The sequence below is a fragment of the Ruegeria sp. BC2 genome, from assembly GCF_056539245.1.
On record NZ_JBQFUQ010000003.1, the window covers coordinates 370,700 to 389,453 of the forward strand.

17 protein-coding genes are annotated in these 18,754 nt (G+C 60.5%); 9 read left to right on the top strand and 8 right to left on the bottom strand.

What is annotated here, in order from left to right; all coding sequences use genetic code 11:
• The first annotated feature begins 155 nt into the window (after positions 1-155).
• The 4 genes from ACR0CU_RS14890 to ACR0CU_RS14905 are packed head-to-tail and all read left to right on the top strand — an operon-like array spanning position 156 to position 4,072.
• Positions 156-1,280 carry an ABC transporter permease gene (locus ACR0CU_RS14890; protein ID WP_170359354.1) on the top strand — a complete coding sequence of 375 codons (1,125 nt, stop codon included), beginning with the start codon at positions 156-158 and terminating at the stop codon, positions 1,278-1,280.
• Between the two features lies 1 nt (position 1,281).
• Positions 1,282-2,097 (top strand): ABC transporter ATP-binding protein, encoded by an 816-nt coding sequence (locus tag ACR0CU_RS14895; protein ID WP_170341340.1) that lies wholly within the window; start codon positions 1,282-1,284, stop codon positions 2,095-2,097.
• 5 nt (positions 2,098-2,102) lie between these two features.
• Positions 2,103-3,419: an MlaD family protein gene (locus tag ACR0CU_RS14900; protein WP_170448226.1), complete on the top strand. Its 1,317-nt coding sequence runs from the start codon at positions 2,103-2,105 to the stop codon at positions 3,417-3,419.
• A complete protein-coding gene (locus ACR0CU_RS14905; RefSeq protein ID WP_170365932.1) occupies positions 3,416-4,072 on the top strand; it encodes an ABC-type transport auxiliary lipoprotein family protein in 657 nt (218 codons plus the stop codon). Before ACR0CU_RS14900 ends, ACR0CU_RS14905 begins: the two co-directional genes overlap by 4 nt.
• A gap of 17 nt (positions 4,073-4,089) precedes the next feature.
• Here ACR0CU_RS14905 and ACR0CU_RS14910 read toward each other — a convergent pair whose 3' ends face one another.
• The 4 genes from ACR0CU_RS14910 to ACR0CU_RS14925 form a co-directional block, all read right to left on the bottom strand.
• Entirely contained in the window at positions 4,090-5,832 is a 1,743-nt protein-coding gene (locus ACR0CU_RS14910) for a vWA domain-containing protein (protein WP_437436496.1), read from the bottom strand.
• 185 nt (positions 5,833-6,017) lie between these two features.
• Positions 6,018-6,563 carry an RNA polymerase sigma factor gene (locus ACR0CU_RS14915; protein ID WP_170448230.1) on the bottom strand — a complete coding sequence of 182 codons (546 nt, stop codon included), beginning with the start codon at positions 6,561-6,563 and terminating at the stop codon, positions 6,018-6,020.
• A gap of 55 nt (positions 6,564-6,618) precedes the next feature.
• Complete coding sequence (locus ACR0CU_RS14920; RefSeq protein WP_170448232.1) at positions 6,619-8,199, bottom strand: FMN-binding glutamate synthase family protein; 1,581 nt, start codon at positions 8,197-8,199, stop codon at positions 6,619-6,621.
• Between the two features lie 24 nt (positions 8,200-8,223).
• On the bottom strand, positions 8,224-9,969 hold the full coding sequence (locus ACR0CU_RS14925; protein WP_170448234.1) for a thiamine pyrophosphate-dependent enzyme: 1,746 nt from the start codon (positions 9,967-9,969) through the stop codon (positions 8,224-8,226).
• A 224-nt stretch (positions 9,970-10,193) separates the two neighbouring features.
• On the opposite strand from ACR0CU_RS14925, the gene ACR0CU_RS14930 reads away from it, so the two are divergent.
• Positions 10,194-10,565 carry a fluoride efflux transporter FluC gene (locus tag ACR0CU_RS14930; protein WP_480643349.1) on the top strand — a complete coding sequence of 124 codons (372 nt, stop codon included), beginning with the start codon at positions 10,194-10,196 and terminating at the stop codon, positions 10,563-10,565.
• Positions 10,562-10,924 carry a fluoride efflux transporter FluC gene (locus ACR0CU_RS14935; RefSeq protein ID WP_170341325.1) on the top strand — a complete coding sequence of 121 codons (363 nt, stop codon included), beginning with the start codon at positions 10,562-10,564 and terminating at the stop codon, positions 10,922-10,924. The genes ACR0CU_RS14930 and ACR0CU_RS14935 overlap by 4 nt, the downstream gene beginning before the upstream one ends.
• A gap of 7 nt (positions 10,925-10,931) precedes the next feature.
• On the opposite strand, the gene ACR0CU_RS14940 is transcribed toward ACR0CU_RS14935, so the two are convergent.
• Genes ACR0CU_RS14940 through ACR0CU_RS14955 form a run of 4 tightly spaced genes read right to left on the bottom strand, consistent with a single transcriptional unit; the run spans position 10,932 to position 14,929 of the window.
• Positions 10,932-11,258 (bottom strand): cytochrome o ubiquinol oxidase subunit IV, encoded by a 327-nt coding sequence (locus ACR0CU_RS14940; protein WP_244952445.1) that lies wholly within the window; start codon positions 11,256-11,258, stop codon positions 10,932-10,934.
• Complete coding sequence (locus tag ACR0CU_RS14945; protein ID WP_170341891.1) at positions 11,251-11,883, bottom strand: cytochrome c oxidase subunit 3; 633 nt, start codon at positions 11,881-11,883, stop codon at positions 11,251-11,253. Before ACR0CU_RS14945 ends, ACR0CU_RS14940 begins: the two co-directional genes overlap by 8 nt.
• Complete coding sequence (locus tag ACR0CU_RS14950; RefSeq protein ID WP_170448236.1) at positions 11,880-13,970, bottom strand: cbb3-type cytochrome c oxidase subunit I; 2,091 nt, start codon at positions 13,968-13,970, stop codon at positions 11,880-11,882. The genes ACR0CU_RS14945 and ACR0CU_RS14950 overlap by 4 nt, the downstream gene beginning before the upstream one ends.
• Positions 13,967-14,929, bottom strand: coding sequence for a cytochrome ubiquinol oxidase subunit II (locus ACR0CU_RS14955; RefSeq protein ID WP_480643352.1), 963 nt, complete (start codon positions 14,927-14,929; stop codon positions 13,967-13,969). The genes ACR0CU_RS14950 and ACR0CU_RS14955 overlap by 4 nt, the downstream gene beginning before the upstream one ends.
• Positions 14,930-15,068: 139 nt before the next feature.
• On the opposite strand from ACR0CU_RS14955, the gene ACR0CU_RS14960 reads away from it, so the two are divergent.
• The 3 genes from ACR0CU_RS14960 to ACR0CU_RS14970 form a co-directional block, all read left to right on the top strand.
• Positions 15,069-16,304: a lytic murein transglycosylase gene (locus ACR0CU_RS14960; protein WP_170448238.1), complete on the top strand. Its 1,236-nt coding sequence runs from the start codon at positions 15,069-15,071 to the stop codon at positions 16,302-16,304.
• 418 nt (positions 16,305-16,722) lie between these two features.
• Positions 16,723-18,351 (top strand): peptide ABC transporter substrate-binding protein, encoded by a 1,629-nt coding sequence (locus ACR0CU_RS14965; RefSeq protein WP_093963729.1) that lies wholly within the window; start codon positions 16,723-16,725, stop codon positions 18,349-18,351.
• Positions 18,352-18,419: 68 nt separating this feature from the next.
• Positions 18,420-18,754 (top strand): ABC transporter permease family protein (locus ACR0CU_RS14970; RefSeq protein ID WP_480643354.1); only part of this gene is annotated, 335 nt, incomplete at its 3' end.

Here is an 18,754-nt window from a genome sequence, read left to right on the forward strand (position 1 = left end):
TGTGTCGGGGTTCCCTCGGGCAGGCAACCGGTTTTGCGCCAATTCTCGACTCTAGGGCGACCCGGGCCGTGCAAACCGGTAACCCCCGCATCCAAATCGCCGCCCGGTTGAACAAAGCCATTGCGGCCCGGAACGGTTTCCCGTCTGATACCGGCATGACGAAACCCTCGATTGCAGTCGAACAGGAAGGCGGCACAGCGCGCGTGATTGTGTCTGGCGAAATGCTGACACAGTCGTTGAGCGCCGTCGAAGACGCCTTTCGCGCCACCCGCCCGGATGCGGCGCATGTGACGGTCGATATGTCCGAAATCGATGCGCTGGACACCGGCGGCGCGTGGCTGATCGCGGACCTGAAAAACCGCTGCGCAGCCATGGGGGCGACCGTGGCTTTCGACGGGTTGAAACCGGCACATTCCGCGCTGCTGGAAACCGTCTCGGAGAACATTCCCAAGGACATTCCCGCCGAAGCCCCGCCAAAAGGCTTCATGCCTTGGCTTGAGAGCCTGGGCCAATCAACAGTGGGCGCCGGGCGCGACACCATGTCGATCCTCGGCTTTCTGGGCCTGACCCTGCACCGGCTGGGCCGCACGATGATCATGCCGTGGCGCCTGCGCCGCGCCGCGGTCGTGTCACAGATGGAGGAAACCGGGTTCAAGGCCCTGCCCATCGTGGCGTTGATGGGATTTCTGATCGGCGTGGTTCTGGCTTTTCAGGGGGCCACCCAGTTGAAACAGTTCGGCGCGGAAATTTTCGTGGTCGAGCTGATCTCGATCTCGGTATTGCGCGAGCTGGGTATCCTGCTGACCGCCATCATCGTGGCTGGTCGATCCGGCTCGGCCTTCACGGCCTCGATCGGCTCGATGAAAGTGCAAGAAGAAATCGACGCCATGCGCACATTGGGTCTGGACCCGATCGAGGTGCTCGTCATTCCACGGGTTCTTGCACTGCTGATCATGCTGCCGATCCTGGGCTTCGTGGCCGATATCGCCGGCCTTTTTGGCGGCGCCCTAATGAGCTGGATCGATCTGGGCGTCAGCCCCGGAATGTTCATTACGCGCCTGAAGGAAAACACCAGCGTCTGGCATCTGGCGGTTGGGCTGATCAAGGCTCCGTTCTTTGCCATGGTCATCGGGGTAATCGCCTGTTGGCAGGCAATGCAGGTCAAGGGTTCCGCCCAAAGCGTCGGCCAACGCACCACCGCGTCAGTTGTTCAGTCGATTTTCATGGTCATTGCCATTGACGCGCTGTTTTCCATTTTCTTCTCCGAGATCGGTGTCTGACATGGATGGATCTGCTCAGACATCGACCGCCAAGCTGGACGCGCAGCGCGAAGCGGTGATCCGTGTGCGCAATCTGCGCAACCAGTTCGGTCCGCAGGTGGTGCATGACGACCTAAACCTGGATGTCTGGCGCGGCGAAGTGCTGGGCATTGTCGGCGGGTCCGGGACCGGCAAGTCCGTCCTTCTGCGCACCATCGTCGGGCTGAACAAACCCGCGGCAGGCAGTATCGAAGTTTTGGGTGTCGACGTGCTGAACGGTCCCGAGGCCGACCGACGCCGCATAGAGAAACGCTGGGGCGTGGCCTTTCAGGACGGGGCACTGTTTTCCTCGCTGACCGTGCTTCAGAACGTCATGGCCCCATTGCGCGAACACACCGGCCTGAGCGAGAGCTTGATGCGGGCGCTCGGCAGCCTCAAGATCAGCCTTGTGGGGCTGCCACAGCTGAGTTGCGGCAAGTTCCCGTCAGAGCTATCAGGCGGAATGCGCAAGCGGGCCGCGCTGGCCCGAGCATTGGCATTGGACCCCGAGATCGTGTTTCTGGACGAACCCACCGCCGGGCTGGATCCCATCGGCGCCGCGGCCTACGACGAATTGATCGGAGAATTGCAACAGGCCTTGGGATTGACCGTTTTCATGGTAACACATGACCTGGACAGCCTGTACGCGATCTGCGACCGCGTTGCGGTTCTTGCAGAAAAGCGCGTGCTGGTGGAAGGTCCGATTGAAGACATGACCAAGGTCGACCACCCTTGGGTGCAGGAGTACTTCACAGGCCCCCGGGCCCGCGCGGCGCAACAGAAGGGGCAGGACAGGTAGAGGCGATGGAAACCCGGGCGAACTATATCCTGATCGGCGCGTTTACACTTGCGGGCATCCTCAGCGCGTTCGGCTTCTTCCTGTGGCTGGCCAAGTTCGAAGTCACTCGCCAATACGCCTACTATGACGTGCTGTTCGACAACGTGTCGGGCCTGTCAGCCGCCGGTGGCGTCAGCTACAACGGCCTGCCCGTGGGACAGGTCATTTCGCTGGACCTGGATGACGATGATCCATCCAAAGTAAGGGTCCGGCTTGAGGTTGATGCAGACATTCCGGTGACCACGGACACGATCGCGCAGTTGCAATCGCTGGGGGTGACCGGCGTCAGCTATGTCGAGCTGTCGGGCGGGTCGCCCGATGCGGAACGGCTGCCGCAGAACAGTGTCATCAAAAGCAAGCGTAGCGCCATCCAATCCCTGTTCGAGGGCGCACCCAAGGTCCTGGACGAGGCGGTGACCTTGCTGGAAAACCTGAACGCTGTGGTGGATGACAACAATCGCAAGGCCGTGTCGGATATCCTCGACAACCTGGCTTCGGCCTCGGGCCGGCTAGACAAGACCCTGAACGATTTTGAATCCCTGTCCAGCGATCTGGGCGGCGCGGCAAAGGACATCGGGGCCTTCACCAAACGCCTGGATCAGTTGGCCGATACCGCGGAAACCACGCTGACCACTGGAACTGATACGCTGAGCAGCATCAAAACGGCCTCGGAATCGGCAAAAACCGCACTGGACAGCGCGAACCAGACGCTGGCCACGGCAAACAAGGTCATCGAAGACGACGTCCGCCCCTTCATCGAGCGCGGGTCGCAACTCGCGGACCGCCTGGTCGGGTTGTCGGATGAAGCCGCGGTCACCATGGCAACCGTCAACAATACATTTGCCAACGCCAACCAAACGCTCGACTCGGTGACTTCGGCCATGGATACGGCGAAAGGAACTCTGGCATCCGCAGAACGTGCGTTCGACTCGGCCAATCGCGTGATGGACGAAGACGTTGCACAGGTTGTTGACGACATCCGAAACGCCGCCACCAAAGTAGCCGAAACGGTAACGAACGTGACCGACAAGATCGACCAGATTTCAGCGGACGTTCTGAGCGCGTCGCAATCGGCATCGGACCTGTTGGGAACGATTGACGGCATCGTTCAACAAAACCGCCGGCAGGTTTCAGACTTCCTGCGGGTCGGACTGCCACAATTCGTTCGTTTCGTGGAAGAATCCCAACGCCTTGTCATCAGTCTGGACCGTCTTGTCGACAAGGTCGAGCGCGACCCCGCGCGTTTCCTTCTGGGCACCCAAGCATCGGAGTTCCGTCAATGATCAGGCCCCTTCTTCTGACCCTTGCAATCACGACGCTGGGCGGATGTGCCGGTCTGGGCACGTTGAAACAGGCCTCGAAACCGAACGACCTGTATCTGCTGACCCCCAAGAGCACGTTCTCGCAGTCTTTGCCCCGGGTGCAGAAACAGATCGTCATCCAGGAACCCACTGCGACCGCTGCGGTGAACACCGACCAGATTGCCGTGCAGCCGACGCCCCTGCAGGTCCAGTATCTGCCGCGTGCCCGGTGGGTGGACCGAGCACCTTTGATCGTTCAGGCGTTGATGGTCGAAAGCTTTGAAAACAGCGGTCGCGTCGCCGCCGTGGGCCGTTCGACGGTCGGCCTGCGCGCCGACTACGTCATCGTTCCGGACCTGCGCGAGTTTCAAGGGATTGTCGTCGGAGAAACCGAAAACTCGAAAACCGTAAAAATCGAAGTGCGAATGAACATCAAGATCATCGACGAGTTCGAAGACAAGATCATCGCTTCAAGCTCGTTCCAGGAAGCCGTTGTCTCGACCAGCGACGAGACGCCGGATCTTGTTACCGCTTTTGACACCGCCTTGGGCAAAACCATGCGAGACGCAGTTGAGTGGAGCGTGCGGAAGATTCATTCGCACGCTGCCAACAATCCGCGCCCGTCGTTGAATTGACACGGATTGCCCACCCTTTATTTTGACAGGGATTGCGCCAGACGCATCAGGGTCACGGCTTCGGTCCGGTACCCGAAAGGATCGGCCCCACGGGCTGTGTTGCCCATCGCGATTGCATCATCATAGCTCCAGTCGGACAGGTAAGTGCCGCCGCGCAACAACTGGCCGAAACCTGCAATCGCGACGGAAAACCTCACGTCGTCCGTCTGATGGCCCTGCCCGTCCATGATCGGTTGCTCGATCAACTGGCTGCGCGTGTCGCCGGGTGTTTTGTACCGCAGCTTGAAATAGCCGATTTCATCACTGCCCGAAGCGGGGGCGGTGTTTCCATACCGTAGCGGTGCATTGCGAATTGCGTTGGAGCCGACCGGCGTGACTTCGTAAATCGCGGTCACGCTGTGGCCAGCACCTATGTCGCCCGCATCAACAGTGTCATTCAAAAAGTCCTCGCGGCGCAAAGCGCGGGTTTCGTATCCGATCAGGCGGTATTCGGCGATTTGGGCAGGGTTGAATTCGACCTGAATCTTGACGTCGTTGGCAATCGGAAACAGCGCACCGGTCAGTTGGTCAACCAGCACTTTGCGGGCCTCACCCAGCGTGTCGATGTAAGCCGCCTGTCCGTTTCCGTTCTGGGCCAGGGCCTGCATCGTCGCGTCATCAAGGTTACCGCGCCCGAAACCCAGAACGCTCAGATATGTTCCGCTGTCGCGCTTGTCAGAGATAAACTCCTTGAGAGCTTCGGGATCGGACAGGCCAACGTTGAAATCCCCGTCCGTGGCCAGAATGACTCGCGTCACCTCGCCCTCGGCGGCCATGTCTGCAGCAACCTGATAGGCTTGCTGAAGCCCGGCTTGTCCCGCTGTGGATCCGCCCGCGTCCAAGTGTTCGAGCGCCCGCAGGATCTTGGCCTGATCGGCTGCAGATGTCGGCTTCAGAACCTGGCCCGCACTGCCGGCATAGGTCACGATCGACACCTGATCCTCGGGTCGCAACTCGGGCAACATCAGGCGCAGGGACTGTTTCAACAAGGGCAACTTGTTGGCGTCCTGCATCGAGCCCGAGGTGTCGATGAGAAAGACAAGATTGAGCGCCGGACGCTCCTCGATCACCGGAAGCGTTCCCTGAATGCCAATATGGACCAGTCGAGTACCGGTATTCCAGGGGCTGGGCATGACCGTGATGCTTGGCTGAAACGGCACCGCGCCGTCCGGCGCCGGATAGGAATAGGGAAAATAGTTTACCATTTCTTCAATCCGCACCGCGTCACGCGGGGGCAAGTGACCAGCCAGAAGCGAGGACCTGACGATGGCGTAAGATGCGGTATCGACATCAATCGAAAATGTCGAAACCGGTTCTTCCGCGGTGACCCTGAGTGAGTTGGTTTCGGCGTTTGCAAATTCTTCGGACGACTGCTCGGGTCGCGCTGGCGGACGAAAAGCGTCGCTCGAAACCGAAGGGGCCACTGTGCTGTCGACGAGGCGGCCTTGCGAGAGAAGGCTGCGTTTTGCCAGAGGTTCCAGCGCTTCTTCCACAACCATCGGCGCTTCGACAACGGGTTCCTCAAGAACCATCTCGGCCGTTTCAGCGTCTGATTGTCCGGATGGTCGAACCGCCTGCGGCTGTCCTATCACCCGGGTCTCGGTATCGAAACTCGGGGAAAGCACACCGTCCCGTGTCTGCGGCACGATCATGATCAGCGCAACGGCAGCGATGGCTGTTGTAGCGGCCAGCGTGCCGCGGGTCGAAATTGCATTCAACATGGCTTTGGTTCCTTCTGTCACGCGGGCCAACGGGCCTCGCTTGACAGTGGGACGCGTACCGGGTCGGGATCCTTGGAGATCAGCAAAGTTTTTTCTGGCCAGCTCCAAATTGACGGCCCGCCGCTTTTCATCTGCTGCAGGCGTTGCGGCATCCATCAGTGTTTTCAGATCATCGAGCTCATCACTCATTGGGCAAGCTCCTCTTGTTTGATCGCGCGCAGGCGCTTTCGGGCTTCGGACAGGCGCCATGAGACCGTGCCCTCGGACACGCCCAGCACGTCGGCGGCCTGTGCATGGGTCATTTCATCATCCAGCGTCAGCGCCAGTGTCTGACGCAGATCTTCGGGCAGACTCTGCATGGCCCGTTGCAGCCATGACAGGGCCTCGGCCGTCTCGACGGCTTCGGCGCGCCGCATCTTTTCCACATCGCCCCAGCCGATTGCTGCACGGTTTCGGCTGGCCGTTCGACGCCGCGCATCGTGTGCCGCGTTGCAGACGACCCGATACAGCCAGGTCGTGAACTTTGAACTCGCTCGAAAGCCGACAATTTTGGCGGGCAAGGCGGCACATATGTCCTGCGTCAGGTCTTCGGCGACCTCGGCGCTGCCGGTCAGCCGAAAGGCCAGCCGGAACACACGGTCATAATGCCGCCCAAGCAACGTCGCGAACGCTTCCGCGTCCCCGTTGGCGGCCGCATGGGCCAATTCTTCATCCGAGGTCAGTTTGCTCATTCTGACTATTCAGACGCAGGACAGGAGCGGATCCTTGGAACATTTGAGAAAAAAATCAGAAATGGCTGGCCGACGCCTTCTGCCAATCCGCTGCAAATTCCTGCGGCACTGTATCTTTCAACAAGGCACCTGGCTCAATAAAGGTGTAAAGCTCCGCATATGAGCACTCGCGCTCGTTGGCAATTCGGCGGTAGATATCGGATGGGCCAAGGTCAGATACGCACTCTTTCCCCATGGCACCCAATATTTCGCGAAAGCTTTCCAGAGTAGCGTCATGAAAGCGGTGAACCCGCTTGCGTTTCTGCGGCACGTTGACCGCGCGCCCGCGAATGGGATCCTGTGTTGCGACGCCCGACGGGCAGCGGTTCGTATTGCAATGCAGGGCCTGAATGCAGCCCACGGCGAACATCATCGCCCGCGCCGCATTGCACATGTCAGCCCCCAGCGCGAATTTCTCGATCATGTCATAGCCGGTTGCCACTTTGCCTGAACAGATCACCCGGATCTTGTCCCGCAGACCTACTCCGCGCAGACAGTTGTTCACGAAGATCAGCCCTTCGTTCAACGGTACGCCCAGACGGTTGGTAAATTCCACAGGCGCCGCGCCGGTCCCGCCTTCGGCCCCGTCTACGGTGATGAAATCGGGCAGAATGCCCGTTTCCAGCATGGCCTTGCAGATCCCCATGAACTCGGACCGGTTGCCGATGCACAGCTTGAAACCGACGGGTTTGCCCCCGGACATTTCGCGCAGGTGTTGGACGAAATGCATCAAGCCCGTTGGCCCGTCAAAGGCCGAGTGAATGGGTGGCGAAATCACATCCTGATGCACGGGTACGCCACGGATAAGAGCGATCTCTTCATCGACCTTGGCCGCCGGCAGAACACCGCCATGGGACGGTTTCGCGCCTTGGGACAGTTTGATCTCAATCGCCTTCACGACATCCTTCTGGGCATTCTGGGCGAACTTGTCCTTGTCAAAGCCGCCCTCTGCCGTCCGACAACCGAAGTATCCGGTGCCAATCTGCCAGATGATATCGCCGCCTTCGGCAAGATGGTGCGGCGACAGCCCGCCCTCGCCCGTGTTGTGTGCGAAACCACCATCCTTGGCCCCGGCGTTCAGGGCGCGGATCGCGTTGGCGCTGAGTGCCCCGAAGCTCATCGCTGAAACGTTCAGCCGCGATGCGAGATAGGGCTTTTCACACTGAGGACCGCCAAGCATCACACGCTCTTCGCTTTCCGGAACGTCCTTGGGCGCAAGCGAGTGATTGGCCCGGTGATATCCGACTTCGGTGATATCGTACTGGGTGCCGAAGGCTTGAGTGTCGACCTGTCCCTTTGCTCGTGAATACACCAGCGCGCGAATGATCCTATTGAAGGGCCGCCCGCTTTCGTTGGTTTCCACGAAATACTGGCGGATTTCCGGGCTGACGAACTCCAGCATATACCGGAAATGGCCCAGAACCGGATAGTTGTTCAGTACGTTGTGTTTGGTGGTCAGCATGTCGTACAGCCCGACCAACGCGTAAGGGACCAGCAAAATCAGCAGCCAGAATGCCTGAGGCCAGTACAAACCCCAGACCACGGTCAAAGGCAGAACCACATAGGTCACGACATAATATATTCGACGTACGATCATCTTGCTCTCCCTTGGGCCAATCGGTCAGAGGTTGGCCTTGAGTTCCTTGACCCAGTTGTCCCACTGCGCATGTTCACCCTTGGCCAGCAGGATGCCTTCTTTCAGTTTCGACATGCCGAAACCCCATGCCATCTTGGTATCGATATGCGGAGGCATGACCAACTCGCCGGGCGTGACCATGGCGTCGATGATGAATGGCTTTCGGCTCTCTTTGGCCCGCGCGACGGCCTCGGGGATGTCAGCCGCATGTTCCACACGGACCCCATCCCCACCGCAAACCCTCGCGTATTCCGCAAAGTCCGGGTTCACCAGATCGGTAGCAGCGGGGTTCAGCGGATAACCCGCCACCTCCATCTCCATCTTCACGAAGCCCAGCGTCTGGTTGTTAAAGACCAGCACCTTAATGGGCCACTCGTAGCGCACGGCAGTCACGAAATCCTGCATGGACATGCCAAAACCGCCATCCCCGCAGAACGCCCAAACCTCGCGCTGCGGATCCAGCGCGGCGGCTCCCAACGCCGACGGCAACCCGGACCCCAGTGACGAATGGTTGAACGACCCCACCATGCGCCGTCCGCCTTTCATCCGCGTCTGACGCGCCACCCAGACCGTGCATTCGCCGATATCCATTGCAAATATCGCGTCATCGGCAGCCTTGTCGGAGACCTGCCGCGCGAATAGCTGCGGGTGGAGTGGCTCGGTGTCGCGCTCGAGGCTGGAGTCGCGGTCTTGCTGCGCCAGCCATTTCGTACACAGCTTGACTTGACGATCGGCAAACGCCCTGTCGTCCTTTGCGGCCAGCTTTGGCAAGAGCAAATCCAGCGTCGCGCCCACATCTCCCAGCAATCCCGATGCGATGGGCGCGCGGCGTCCCAGATGTTCGACGTTGCGATCGATCTGGATGATTTTCGCGTTTTCCGGCAGGAACCACTCGTATGGGAAGTCCGTCCCCAGCATCACCAGCACATCGCAGTCGCGCACTGCATGATACCCGCCGGGATTGCCGATCAACCCGGTCATCCCGACCACGTTGGGATCATCATAGTCAAAAATGTCCTTGCCCTTGAGGGAATGCGTGATCGGCGCGTTCAGCCGTTGGGACAGAGCCAGAACCTTGTCTTTGGCTTCTCTGCATCCCACGCCGGCGAAAAGAGCGACTTTCCTGCCCGCGTTGATGATCTCAGCCGCACGGTCGATTTCGGATTCGGGCGGGATCAGCGTTGATGGCGTTTTCAGGATCGGGTGCAGTTGGTGCAAGCTGGGCACCTGCTGTTCGGATATGTCGATGGGCAGTTCGATCCGCACGACCTCGCGGTTGATCAAGGCGCGTTGCACGGCGATCTGAGCCAGTCGCGGCATCTGGTCCGGCGAATTGATCACGGCCTGGTAGCCGCAGACATCCTCGAACACCTTCTCTAGATTGACTTCCTGGTGGTAACCGGTCCCGCGCTCCCGATGAGCGACCTGACCTGTGATCGCCACGACCCCTGCACCCTCACGCCGGGCGTTGTACAGTCCATTGATCAGGTGAAGCGCTCCGGGACCGACGGTTCCGGCACAAATCCCGATCCCGCCGGTCAGATGCGCCTGGGCATAGGCTGCGTAGGCTGCATTTTCCTCGTGCCTGACCCCGATCCATTCGAACCGGCCATCCCCGCGCATGGCTTCAAGCAGGGGGTTGAGCGCATCGCCCGTCACCCCGAAGATCTGGCGCCCTCCGGCATCCGCGAGAATATCCAGCAATACCTTGCATACGGAATTCGACGTCATGACCTGCCCTCTGGTTCCGACCCCATCGGGCCTGTCCCGATAGATCGTGGGCAGGTTGCCCTTTGATTGCAAGCCTTTGTACTGCCACCCCAAGCATCGGGCGGATTTGCGGTGGCTTGGTTGCGGCGGTTGAACCCGGGCGGCACAGCCGCTATCCAAATCCAAACCCCACAGGCGGAGAAGCGTCCTTGGCCAAAACTCAGGCGGCAGTTTCGGGGAAGCCCATGATGTACGCCGCCGTCTTTGTCGGCGGGGCGGCTGGGTCGATCCTGCGCGAACTGTTTGCGCTGGAAATTCCGGGGATGCCGTTGCTGACATCGACCTTCGGCATCAATGTCGTGGCCTGTTTCATTCTGGGATGGCTCTACGCCATACGGGGCCGGGTGCATGCCCATGTTCTGCACCTCGGGGCCGTTGGTTTCTGCGGCGGATTGTCGACGTTTTCGTCCTTTGCCGCCGAACTGGAACGGATCGCTGAAACCGACGGCTGGTCGGTCATCTTGCCGTTGGCGGCCGAAGTCATCTGCGGTTTGGGCGCGGCCATTCTGGGCGAGGCAATCGGACGCCGCCGCAGCTCAGGAGGGCGGGCCGAATGACCGATCTGTATCTGCATGCTGTGTTTGGGCTGGGCGGCGGACTGGGAGCAGTCCTTCGCCACTGGGTCGCGCGGGCCATCACCCACGACCTGCCGGTCTCAACACTGGTCGTGAACGTATTGGGCAGCCTGTTGTTGGGACTTTGGATCGGGTACCTGGGCGGGCCCGTGGAGATGGCCGAAGAAGAAAAGCGCCTGGTTTTCGGCTTTTGCGGAGGGTTCACAACATTCTCCAGCTTTGCCTACCAGTCTCTTGAACTGCAGCGCGAGCGGACGATTGTCCTTGCGGGTGGAAACATTCTGCTCAGCCTCGGACTGTGCTGGCTGGCCCTGTGGCTGGGACTGTGGGTGATGGGTTAGCCGGTCGCTACATGCCCGGCATGTGCATCCGCATGGCCAGATTGCCCAGGATCCAGACCGTTCCAAGAATGATGATCAGAAGAACCAGCGTCGAGAACAGGACCAAATCCAGGTCTTCGCGGCTGCTGCGGCGACGGTCGATATGCAGGAAATAGACCAGTTGAACGATTAGCTGCGCCAAACCCAACAGCCCAATTGCAAGATAGACACCCTTGGTCTCGATGCCGAACCAGTAGGCGATCGCAAACACGGTGAGTGTCAGCAACAGCGAGCCGCCATAGCCGATCACATACCGGCGCCGCTCGCGCCTGTGCATCTCGGACCGTTTATCCATAGGTCAGCCCTCCGAAATACACGATGGTGATGATGCCGATCCAGATCAGATCAAGGAAGTGCCAGAACAGTGCCAGCCGCACCACGCGCGAAATCACGAGGTCGGTCATCCCCATGACCCGCAGTTGAATGCCCAGAACGACCAGCCACACACAGCCCGCCGCCACATGCAGCCCGTGCAGAGGCACCAACCCGTAGAAGGCGGACAGGAAACCGCTGCGCTGCGGGATGCCACCCTTTTCCGCCATCGACATGAAATCGCGGATTTCGAGGACCAGAAAACTCAGCCCAAGCAGCAGCGTAACCCCGAACCACAGGACGATCCGACCGCGCGGCAGGTTGTATTTCAGCGCCAGCATGGCAAGTCCAACAGTCAGGCTGCTGGTCAGCAGGATCAGGGTCTGGGCAAAGATGCTGTAGAGATCGAACAAGTCGTGCGGGCCAGGACCACCGGCCTGCGCGTCGATCATGGTGATGTAGACGCCGAACATCAGCCCGAAATAGACTAGGTCGCTCATCAGAAAGACCCAGAAACCGAAGGTCACCACTTCGGTCGCCTTGTGCGCGCTGGCATGACGCCGCCCAAGGTTCAGACCTGGGTAACTGTGGGTTGGTGCAGGCTTCATGTCGCTGCCTCCAGATCCGGTCGGGCAAGCCCGGTGTTTTCTGGCGCACCTTCGTGATCCCGGTTCACAGGGGTCGCGTTGCGAACCAAGTCCAGCCAGGCCTCGTGCTGCCTGCGCACGTCTTCAGCTGAAACCACTTCTTCGGTATCGGTCTGAAAGGTCCACAGGATGAATGACAGGATCATCATCACTGTCACCAGCGCCGCCAGCCACCAGATCCACCAGACCAGCGCAAACATCCACACACCGCTGAGCACGCAGAGCACGAAACCGATGCCGGTGTTGCGCGGCATGGTGATGTCCTCGTACCAATCGGGGTGCGGGTAGGCCTCGCCACGCTCTTTCGCGGCGGCAAAATCGTCGCGGTCCGTGACATGCGGGATGATCGCGAAATTGTAGGGCGGCGGCGGGGCCGGGATCGACCATTCCAGCGTGCGGGCGTCCCAGGGGTCGCCAACCGGAACGCGGCTTTGTTCGCGGTTCCGGATGCTGACCCACAGTTGCACGACGACCGACAGCAAGGCCGCCAGAATGACCAGCGCGCCGATGACGGCCGTGATCATGTAGGGGTGAAAGCTCGGGTCCTCCCAGCTGTAGGACCGGCGCGGCATACCCATCAGACCCACGAAATACAGCGGCAGGAAGGTCAGCATGAAGCCCACCGTCCACAGCACGACCGACATCCGCCCCCAGGCCTCGTCCAGGCGGAAGCCGAAGGCCTTGGGAAACCAGTAGTTGTAGCCCGCCAGCAGGCCGAACAGGACACCCGGCAGCAACACGTTGTGGAAATGCGCGACCAGGAACAGCGTATTGTGCACCTGATAATCGACGGTCGGATTGGCGAGGATCACCCCGCTGAGCCCCCCGATCACGAATAGCATCAGAAAGGCCAGCCCGTACAGCATCGGCACCGAGAACCGGATGCGGCCGCGATACAGGGTGGCCATCCAGTCATAGACCTTAACGCCGGTGGGTATGGCGATCAGCATCGTGGCGATGCCGAACACCGCATTGATCAGGGCGCTTTGGCCCATGGTGAAGAAATGGTGCAGCCAGACGGTAAACGACAGCACGGCAATCGACATGGTCGCGATCACCAGCGAGTTGTAGCCATAGAGCCGCTTGGCCGAGAAGGTCGCGAAGACTTCGGAATAAATACCATAGGCCGGCAGAACCAGCAGATAGACCTCGGGGTGGCCGAACAGCCAGAACAGGTTGGCATAGTTCATCATGTTGCCGCCCAGGTCATTGGTGAAGAAATGGAAATCAAGATACCGGTCGGCGGCCAGCAACAGCGCCGCCACCCCCAAAGGCGGCATGGCGAACACGATCAGGATCGAACTGCAGATGATCGTCCAGCAATACATCGGCAACCGCATGAATTTCATCCCCGGCGCGCGCAGCTTGTAAATCGTGACGGCAAAGTTGATTCCCGTCAGGGTGGTGCCGATGCCCGACACGACAATCGCCCAGATCCAGTAGTCCGGCCCCACACCCGGATTGAAGGCCGCGCCGGTATAGGGCGGATAGGCCGTCCAGCCGCCGGTGGAAAACTCGCCCACCACCAGTGAGACCATCAACATCATCCCAGCCGAAACCGTCAGGCCGAGGCTGATCTGGTTCATCACCGGAAAGGCCACGTCGCGTGCGCCGATCATCAGCGGGACGAGGAAATTCGCCAGTCCAAACACGAAGGGCACCGCAACGAAGAAGATCATGATCGTGCCGTGGGTGCTGAACAGCTCGGCAAAGTGTTCGGCCTCGAGGAACCCCTCGCCCGGCCCGGCCGCCTGTTGGGCGCGCATCACGACGCCTTCCAGAACGCCGCGCGCCAGCATGACGATGGCGAAGACGACATACATGATGCCGATCTTCTTGTGATCCGCGCTGGTCAGCCAGTCACGCCACAACGGCCCCCAAAGGCGAAACCAGGTGAGCAGTCCCAGAACCGCGACCACGCCGACGATCACCACGCCCGCCGCGGCATTGGCCACGATTTCATTCGTGTTGGGATCTTGGATCAGCCCGGCGATGGGGAAGGCATCCCAGTTCAGACGGCCGAAGAAACCGGACTCGGCAGATGTCATGGCTTGTCCTCCTGCCCGTATTGAGCGGTTCCCGGTTGCTGATCCTGCGGCAGAGGTTGCCCGTTGTGATACCGGCCCAGAATGCTGTGGAACAGATCGCCATCATCCAGTCGGAAATACAGCGCATTGTCCGGCATCTGCGCGGTGCCAAGCGCGGCCTGAACCTCGTCCCGGTCTGTCCGCATGGCCAGTGTCCGGTAGGTTGCCGGGTCCAGAACGATTCCGTTTTGCCGAACCTGGTCGACCCATGCGTCAAAGTTCGGCGGCGGCATCGCGACCGTCCGGAATTTCTGCTTGGTGAACCCGCGCCCGTTGTACTGGGTGTTTTCGCCCTGCATTTGTCCGGGGGCATCAGCCACGAGATGCAATTGGGTCGTCATCCCGGGCATGGCATAGATCTGCCCCGCCAGGGCGGGAACCATGAATGACTGCATCACCGTGTCCGTCGTCAGTGTCAGTGCGACCTGTTGTTTTGTCGGTACCCCGAACTCACCCACCGTCGCGATGCCCAGGTCGGGGTAGATGAACAGCCATTTCCAATCCAGCCCCACCACCTGCACGCGCAGGGCCGGTTCATCGCCGAACGGGGCCGCGTAGGGGTCCAGCCGGTGGGTTGCTTTCCAAAGATAAAAGGACAGCAGCGCCACGATCACCACCGGCACACCCCACATCGCGGTTTCCAGCATGGGCGAGAAATCCCATTTGGGCCGATAGGCAGCCGGGCTTTGCGCGCGGCGCCGATAGCGAAGAGCGATCAAGGGAACCAGAACCAGAACCGGAATGACCGCAATCAGGATCAACGCGGTCGCGCGCACCAGGTGTGTTTTTTGGACCGCCGCAATAGGGCCTTGAGGATCCATGAAACTGTCGCTGGCCAGAGCCGATTGCGCCGTGCCCAACCACAATACGACCACGATCAGCGCTGTCAGTACCGCAGGTATAGTCCTGTTTCCGCTCACGCCGGATCGCCCTCATCAAACTTCAGGTTGGTGCAACTATCGGCAGAGTCAGCAGATTTCACAAGGTTTTTCCCCGGCAGCCGGGAACCACCTCACCATCGAGTTGACTTGACCAGTGGGTCGGGTCAGTCATTGTGTCATGCGTTTACTGCTTATTCTGATTGGACTGATCGCGTTTTCCGGCGCAGCGATCGCGCAGGACCGAGCCGCGGTTGAGCGGCAGTTTCAGGACTGGTTGCAGCAACAGGTCTGGCCGTTGGCTCGGGCGCAGGGTGTATCGCGCCGCACGTTTTACAGCGCAACCGACGGGGTTCGCCTGAATTGGGAACTGCCCGATCTTGTTCCGCCGGGCTCTCCGGCGCGGACGCCCAAAAAGCAAAGGCAAGCCGAGTTCGGGTCCCCCGGCCGGTATTTCAACGCAAATTCGGTTCAGGGTGCCGCCGCCGGCGGTCGGCGTATGGCCAAGCGTCATGAGGAAACGCTGCGCCGGGTCGAGGAACAGACCGGCGTTCCCGCCCGGATCATCCTTGCGGTCTGGGGCCGAGAAAGCGGCTATGGGCAGGTTCCGATCCGGCATGACGCAATCCGGGTGCTGGCCACCAAGGGATTCATGAGCACGCGCGCGGATTATTTCACCGGCGAACTGATCGCCGCGCTGCAGATCGTCGAGGCCGGTCACGTGAACGGCCGCGCGATGAAAAGCAGCTGGGCCGGCGCGTTGGGCCAGCCGCAATTCATGCCGACCAGCTTTTTGAACCACGCGGCCGACGGCAATGCGGACGGCCGGGCCGACATATGGGGGTCGGCTGACGACACGATTGCATCGATCGGAAACTACCTCGCGCGGCACGGTTGGGTCAGCGGCCGCGATTGGGGGTTCGAGGTGACCGTGCCGGCATCTGTGTCCTGCGCGCTTGAGGGTCCCGATCAGGGTCGCCCGATCCGCGACTGGGTTGCTATGGGCCTCACACGCGTCTCGGGCCGCCCCTTCCCCGAACACGAGCTGCGCGGCGAGGGCTACCTGATGATGCCGGCTGGCCGGAATGGTCCGGCCTTTGTCGTAACGCCCAATTTTTACGTTCTCAAAGACTACAACATGAGCGACCTCTACGCCTTGTTCGTGGGCCATGTGGGCGATCGCATTCAGTATGGCGTGGGCGATTTCAAAGGGCGCTGGGGCAAGGTAGGCGGTCTTTATCGATCGGATATCGCGGCCATGCAGCAGGCGTTGATCGCGATGGGGCACGACGTGGGCGGTGCAGACGGGCTCCCGGGATACAAAACCCGCCGGTCGATCGGCCGCTGGCAGGAAGAAACCGGCCAGCGCCCCACCTGTTTCCCCGAAGCCGGCATGAAGTCGCGGTTGCGTCCCTGACCGCTGGCGATTCGCCTGATCGGGCGAAGGCGGGCGGCGATATTCTGCCGAAACAGATCGCGCCTTAGGCTACAATCCGAGCGGCTCGGGCACGAAAATATCGCAACGATACACGCCATCGTTACAAAATTTCGGCGACCACGCGTCACGAAGTTTCTTTCTACCTTTAGGCGATCCGGACTCATGGGAAGGCTTTAACCCTGCCCAAAATAGTGGCACGGTCTCGGCCAGCGAGAGGAAGCTCTTGCATCCACTTCACCGACTGCAATCCAGAAAGCTGCGACGCAGTGTTCCTTGCGAATTGGCACAACCCAAAATTCAAAAGAACCGGGTCCCAGCGGATGTCGGGCAACCAGGGCCGCCGGACGCCATCCCATATGGATGCGCAGACCGCCGCCACAATAATTGGGAGAAGATCATGAACACCATCCTTCGAAACTCGGTGGCGGGCCTGCTGTGCTCGACCTTCATCACCGGAGCCGCGCTGGCCGCGGGCACCCATCCGGTCACCGGCGAGCCGCTGGCCGACGACCAGACCTTCGTCTACCGCGTTCTGGACGAGCACAGCTCGGTCGACCCGCAGGTGGTCGAGGACGTGTCGGGCGCCGAGATTGTCCGCGACCTGTTCGAAGGTCTGATGAACCAGGACGAAGACGGCAACCTGGTTCCGGGCGTGGCCACCGGTTATACCACCAACGAGACCAAGGACGTTTACACCTTCACCCTGCGCGACAACGCCAAGTGGTCGAACGGCGATCCGGTCACCGCACATGATTTCGTTTTTGCCTGGAAGCGCGCCGTCGATCCGGCCCTGTCCTCGCCCTATGCCTGGTTCATGGAGCTGATGTCGATCGAGAACGCCGCCGAGATCATCGCAGGCGACAAGCCGGTCGACGACCTGGGCGTCAAGGCGATCGACGACCACACTCTGGAAGTGAAACTGAGCGCGCCGCTGCCCTATTTCCCGCAGATGACCACGCACTCGACCACCTTCCCGGCCCCGCAGAAGGTCATCGAGCAGTTCGGCGATGAATGGACCAAGCCCGGCAACATCGTCTCGAACGGCGCCTATGTCCTGACCGAGCACCTGCCCAACGAACGCTCGGTGCGCGAGCGCAACCCGATGTACTGGGACAACGACAACACCATCATCGACAAGGTCGTGGCGCTGGTCATCAACGATGAAAACGTGGCCCTGACCCGCTATCTGGCCGGCGAGCTGGACCGCACCGAGGTGCCCGCAGGCCAGTTTCCGCGCCTGAAGAAAGAATACCCGAACGAGGCGATCAGCTTCCCGCGCCTGTGCAACTACTACTACACGTTCAACCTGTCCGACGGCGGCCCCGAGGCCTTCAAGGACCCGAACGTGCGTCAGGCCCTGTCGCTGGCGGTTGACCGTAAGATCATCACTGAGAACATCCTGGCCGGCGGTCAGCCCGAAGCCTATACCTTCGTGCCCGAAGCCACCGCAGGGTTCACCCCGCCGGTCGTGGAAATGGCGTCGATGACGCAAGCCGAGCGCGACGAGCTGGCCAAGGAACTGCTGGCCGAGGCCGGATACGGTCCCGACAACCCGCTGAGCTTCGCGATGGTCTACAACACCTCCGAGGCGCACAAGAAAGTCGCCGTGGCCCTGAGCCAGATGTGGAAGCAGAAGCTGGGCGCGCAGGTCGAGCTGGCCAACATGGAATGGAAGATCTTCCTGGAAGAGCGCGGCAACCAGAACTTTGAACTGGCCCGCGGCGCATGGTGCGGCGACTACAACGAAGCCTCGACCTTCCTGGACCTGCTGCAGTCGGATTCCGGCTACAATGACGGCAAGTACAACAATGCCAAGGTCGACGAGCTGCTGGCTCAGGCCAAAACCTCGGACGATCCGGCCCCGCTGTACACCGAGGTTGAGCGGATCATCGCACAGGAAACCCCTGTGATCCCGATCTACCACTACGCCGGTGTCTACATGATGGACAGCGACGTGGGGAACTGGCCGGTGAACAACGTCGAGCAGAACTGGTACTCGAAGAACCTCTACAAGATCGCCGAGTAATCATCATCCTTTGATCGCGCCCTGCCCCGGACATGCTCTGGGGCAGGGCCAATAATTGGGGGCATGAAATGCTTGCCTATGTCATCCGGCGACTGCTGATCGCCGTTCCGACGATCCTGTTGCTGATCGTCGCCAGTTTCTTTCTGATGCACTTCGCGCCCGGCGGGCCCTTCACCTCGGAGCGGCCGTTGCCGCCGCAGGTTCTGGCCAATATCGAGGCGCGCTACGGGCTGGACCAGCCGCTGTGGAAACAGCTGTGGGATTACCTGTACAACATCGTGGTGCATTTCGATTTCGGCCCGTCCTTCAAGTTCAAGGACCGCGACGTGAACGACATCATCGCGCAGGGCTTTCCGATTTCGCTGACCTACGGGATGCTGTCCTTCCTCGTGGCCACGCTGGT